Origin of the sequence: Novipirellula sp. (genome assembly GCF_041583735.1) — a bacterium.
Taxonomy (GTDB): Bacteria; Planctomycetota; Planctomycetia; order Pirellulales; family Pirellulaceae; genus Novipirellula.
Genome location: NZ_JBFHFD010000829.1, coordinates 1 through 3,213, shown reverse-complemented (window position 1 = coordinate 3,213; position 3,213 = coordinate 1). Strand labels below are relative to the sequence as shown.

The window sequence follows — 3,213 nt, the reverse complement described above, 5'->3', positions numbered from 1 at the left end:
GAAATGAATTCAACCGGCTCGATTTTGCGCCGCTTTAAACTACAAATCGATTGCATCGAAGTAGGCGGCGATTTCGATCTTGTTCTCCCCCGGCATCCTTCATTGAGTTGCGGTGTTCGTTGCCGAGCACGTCGTTCGTTCGGCGCGAATGGTTATAGTGAAAATGCTTTGATCATTGATCTCGCCAAAACCCGAACTTTTACAGCCTGGATTGTCACCTCACTGGAGACAAGCCAACAGGACGAACTGTTGCTCGCTGGGCTTGGGGTTAGCCTGGACCGTTAAAAGTTTGAAGTTGCTGTGGTTTTGTAGTTGCGTTGGCATTTCTGCCACCTCTCCACCAATTTCCATTGGGGGAGAGGTCGAACGGAGCCTTCAGCGACGTTCGGGTGAGGGGGCTGACCGAGCGATCCACTCGCCGACGATAACGACGTTTGCACCGGGATTGCTCGTCGATAGCGCGGTCGCCCCCTCACCCGAGCAACGCCTTTAGGGCGTGCTCGACCTCTCCCCCGACTTCGTCGGTGGAGAGGTAACTGCACTATCGGCCGGAAGAAAAAGTCACCTCTAATATCCGACGTTAATACCAACGTTTTAGCGGACCAGGCTAAGGCTCCATCGAACATACGAAAAAAAAGCCCCCGGGATTACCGGGGGCTTAATTTGATACGCGAGTTCAGAGGGTCGGGCTGATCTTAGCGGTCCGAGTACACCATCGTGCTCTCTTCTTTGGTCACTGGCACCGCGGATTGATCGCTGGTGACGATCGCTTTGACGATATGGGTGCCTTCGGCAACGCCGCGAACGCGGACTCGGTAAACCAATTCGCTGTTGGCAGCGAGCAACGGTTTCGGAGCAAAGAACATTCCGCCGCGGCCGTCTTCTTGTGCGTCGCCGTCCGAGGCAATTCGTTCGATGCCCGGTGGAAGTTGCAGTTGCACTCGCACGTTGCTGTCGTCACGCGAGCCGCTGTTTTTGACGCGAATTTCGTAGGTCGATTCGCCGCCCACTTCGATCGGGTCCGCGGAGTCGCTGATCTGGAATGTCATCTCGGCAAGCGATTCGACCGTCACCGAACTTTCGCTCTTCGCGATCACGCCCAGATCCGCTCGGGCATCCAGAACGATCTTGCGGTTGCCCTCTTCGACTGGCAGCAGTGTCAAGGGAACTTTGCCACGTCCGCCCTTGGGCAAACTTTCCAGATACCAAGAGACGGCGTGTTGAGCGGGGTCGTATTGGCCTTCGAAGTCGGTGCTGACAAAGGTGAAACCGCGATCGAGTTGTGCTTTGATTTCGACCCGAGTCGCATCGGCGGTACCGTTGTTGACGATCTCGAGTTGATAGGTCGCGGGACGTTCCAAGAAACGGCGAGCCGGACCGGCAAGCGCGACTTGAATCTCCGGAGCAACGACCTCGACGTTCACGGTGTGTTCGGTGGTCAATCCATCATCGGCAACCAAGCGAATCGTGTTCTGGATCATACCCGGAGCAACCGCTCGCATTCGCAGTACTTGGTGACGCGTTTCGCCCGGCGCCAATTCGCCCAGCAAATTGTCAAGCTGTTTGCCCTTGGGGTGTTCCAGTCCATCGGGGACGTCTTCTTGAACGACGACGCCCGTGGCGGCTCCGGTTCCTGGGTTGGAAACTTCGACTTCGATTTCGAGCTGTTGCCCGATCAGTACTTGTTCGGGGGCACGTTGTATGACCTTCAATTCCGGCCGAGTGCTCATCGTTCGCACCGATGCGGCGGCTTCGAAGGTCACACGAGCGACACTGCCGAGTTCGCCTTCTTGTTCAGGGACCAACTGCATCGTTACGGTGCGTTCGTCACCGGCTGGCATCGCGCCGAGTTCCCAAACCAAGATTTCGCCTTGTTGCTGGGGCGCTGGTGATGCGTCGATCATCCGCATCCCTTGCGGAACGCGGTCATGAACTTGCACGTCGAGTGCTTCGACCGAACCGACGTTCTGGACGTGAATGACAAACGAAGCGGGTTTGCCGACTTTGACTTCGCTCGGAGCTCGTTTTTGGATCACGATACTGGGCGATTGCACGCCTTCGAGTCGGCGATCGCCAGGCGACGCAAGCGTATCCGCCGGATTGACGCGGACGGGTTGTGCCGCAATCGGGGCGTCAAATTGTTGAGGGGCCGGTGCGGGAGCCGGTTGATTCATCATCCCCGGTTGCAGCGTGCGTGATGCGATTCGCTCGTTGGCGACGTTGCCGCCAGCGTTGTAGGAGGGCGTTTCGGCGGGATAGGCTTGAGGGGCGGTCATCGCGTCCACACGAGCGTCACTGGCAGCCGGCCCGTAGTTAGCAGCTGGGCCGTATGAATCAGCGGGGCCATAGTTAGCAGCCGGCCCGTATGAATCAGCTGGCCCGTATGAATCAGCTGGCCCGTATGAATCAGCTGGCGCGTACGGTTCAGCGGGCCCATTGGATGCGGTGGGGCCATTGGCGATCGCAGGTTCGTTGGCCGCAGCAGAGCCACCGTACCGACCATTCGCGTCGGCGGTTGGGCTGAACGAAGGCGACGACTGTAGGCTTGCTGCCGAGTCGGCCGACTTCGTTTGAGCGGTGCTGTCGTATGCCATTTCGGAGGTGTCGCCGCGAAGCGAATTGTCACCACGAAGCAGGTTGCTTGGTTGTTCGGAAGCTGCGGCTGGATTGCCGAAGGCTTGCGACTCTTCAGCAGGCGGCATCATCGTTGCGGCTGTCGGTATTCCCATTGTTGCGGCCTCGTTGTCGCCCATTTGGGGGTCTTCCGTTGGCACGTCCATCGCCATCACTGCATTGTTTTGCGTAGCGTCTGCGGCAAGGGCGGAATCGTTGATTCCCATCAACGCGGCAGGCAATCCCCAACCGGAACTTTCCGCAGTCGGCATCGGCTCGGCGGCAGCCGAATCTGCAGCAGGGGGATCAAAGCTAGGGACATCGAAATTCGGAGCGTCGGTTGCAGCAGAGGGTTGAGGTGTTTGCAGCGCCGCACCTTCAAACGAAGGGGCATCAAACGAAGGGGCATCAAACGAAGGGGCATCAAACGAAGGGGCACCGAACGACGGGGCTTCGGCAGGACTGGCACCCAGCGAGTCGGGCAGCGGCATCGAGTTGGCTGGACCATTGGCGGGTTCGGTGTACTGGACTTGCGCCACGCTGCCATAGTTCGCAGCGGCGTCGGACGCGACCGGTTGACTGATCGGGGCGACGTCGCCG

2 protein-coding genes are annotated in these 3,213 nt (G+C 58.7%); one reads left to right on the top strand and one right to left on the bottom strand.

Going from position 1 to position 3,213, the window contains the following annotated elements; genetic code table 11:
- Positions 1-285 (top strand): hypothetical protein (locus ABX962_RS33370; protein ID WP_372725998.1); only part of this gene is annotated, 285 nt, incomplete at its 5' end.
- Positions 286-695: 410 nt separating this feature from the next.
- Here the strand turns inward: ABX962_RS33370 and ABX962_RS33365 are convergent.
- Positions 696-3,213, bottom strand: a 2,518-nt coding sequence (locus ABX962_RS33365) for a hypothetical protein (RefSeq protein ID WP_372725997.1), incomplete at its 5' end; no start/stop codon positions are given.